General features: G+C 62.0%; 1 pseudogene. It reads right to left on the bottom strand.

Annotation, left to right across the window (positions count from 1 at the left end):
* Window positions 1–68 precede the first annotated feature (68 nt).
* Window positions 69–1,285: pseudogene (locus AB3X89_RS39700) on the bottom strand (IS256 family transposase).
* Window positions 1,286–1,318 lie beyond the last annotated feature (33 nt).

Below are 1,318 nucleotides of genomic sequence, written 5' to 3' on the forward strand. Positions count from 1 at the left end.
GGGAGTGTCTGAATTTTTGTGTGCAAGGCGTCTGAACATTTCAGGCGTGGCAGGCGATCAATTTCATTCTAGCTGTTGGGTCGTGTGAAGCGATCCTCGTAGAGGATCGCGAACTGCCGCATGGCGGCCTTCCAGTCGTGGGCCGCACGGTGCCAGTCGCTGGTGATTTTGCGCAGCGCAAGCCAGAGCAGTTTGGTCGCCGCTTCATCGGACGGGAAGTGTCCGCGCGTCTTGATGATCTTGCGCAGCTGTGCATTCACGCTCTCCAGCGAATTGGTGGTGTAGATGACCTTGCGCACCTCAGGCGGAAACGCGAAGAACGGAATCACGCGAACCCATGCGCGGCGCCAGGCTGCCATGACCGTCGGGAACCTGCTTCCCCACGGGCCCCGTTCCAGGGCAAGCAACTCCGCCTGGCTGCAGCAGCACTGGCCGCCGTGTAGATTGGACGCAGGGCTGCGGCCAGCTCCCGACGCTCCTTCCAGCCGGCATAGTCGAGCGAATTGCGGATGAGGTGCACGATACAGGTCTGCAGCGTGGTCGCCGGGAAGACCGCTTCAAGCGCGTCGGACATGCCCTTCAGTCCGTCGGTGACGGCAATCAGGATGTCCTGCACGCCGCGTGTCTTCAGATCGCTGAAGACCTTCATCCAGAACTTCGCGCCCTCGGTGTTCTCGATCCACAGTCCGAGAATGTCACGCGTGCCGTCGGGCAGGATCCCCAGCGCCAGATAGATCGCCTTGTTGCGCACCATCCCTTCGTCGCGGATCTTCACACGCAGCGCGTCGAAGAACACCACCGGATACATTGGCTCGAGCGGACGGCCCTGCCAGGCTGTGATCTCCTCAGTCACCGCATCGGTGACACAGCTGATGAACTCCGGCGATACTTCGGTGCCGTACTGTTCGGCCAGAAAGCCCTGTATCTCACGCACGGTCATGCCTCGCGCGTACATCGCAATGATCTTGTCGTCGAAGCCGGTAAAGCGGCGTTCGTGCCGTGGTATCAGGATCGGTTCGAAGCTGCCGTCACGGTCGCGCGGAATGTCTACCCGCAACGGGCCGTCCTCCGTCAACAGGGTCTTGCCGCTCCTGCCGTTGCGCTGGTTGGTCGACTCCGGCGGGCGTTGGCCTCCGCTCGGATAGCCCAGGTGATGTTTTAGCTCGGCGCCCAGCGCACGCTCGATCAGCGCCTTCTTGAACGCGATCGAGGCTGCCTGCACCGCTTCCGCCGTCATCGGACCCTTCACGAACTGATCGATGAGCTCCTCTGGAATCGCGGGCAGCTCAGGCGGGGGCGCAGACCCTGCTTTTGGTTT

The sequence above is a fragment of the Paraburkholderia sp. BR14320 genome, from assembly GCF_040948665.1.
Taxonomy (GTDB): Bacteria; Pseudomonadota; Gammaproteobacteria; order Burkholderiales; family Burkholderiaceae; genus Paraburkholderia; species Paraburkholderia youngii.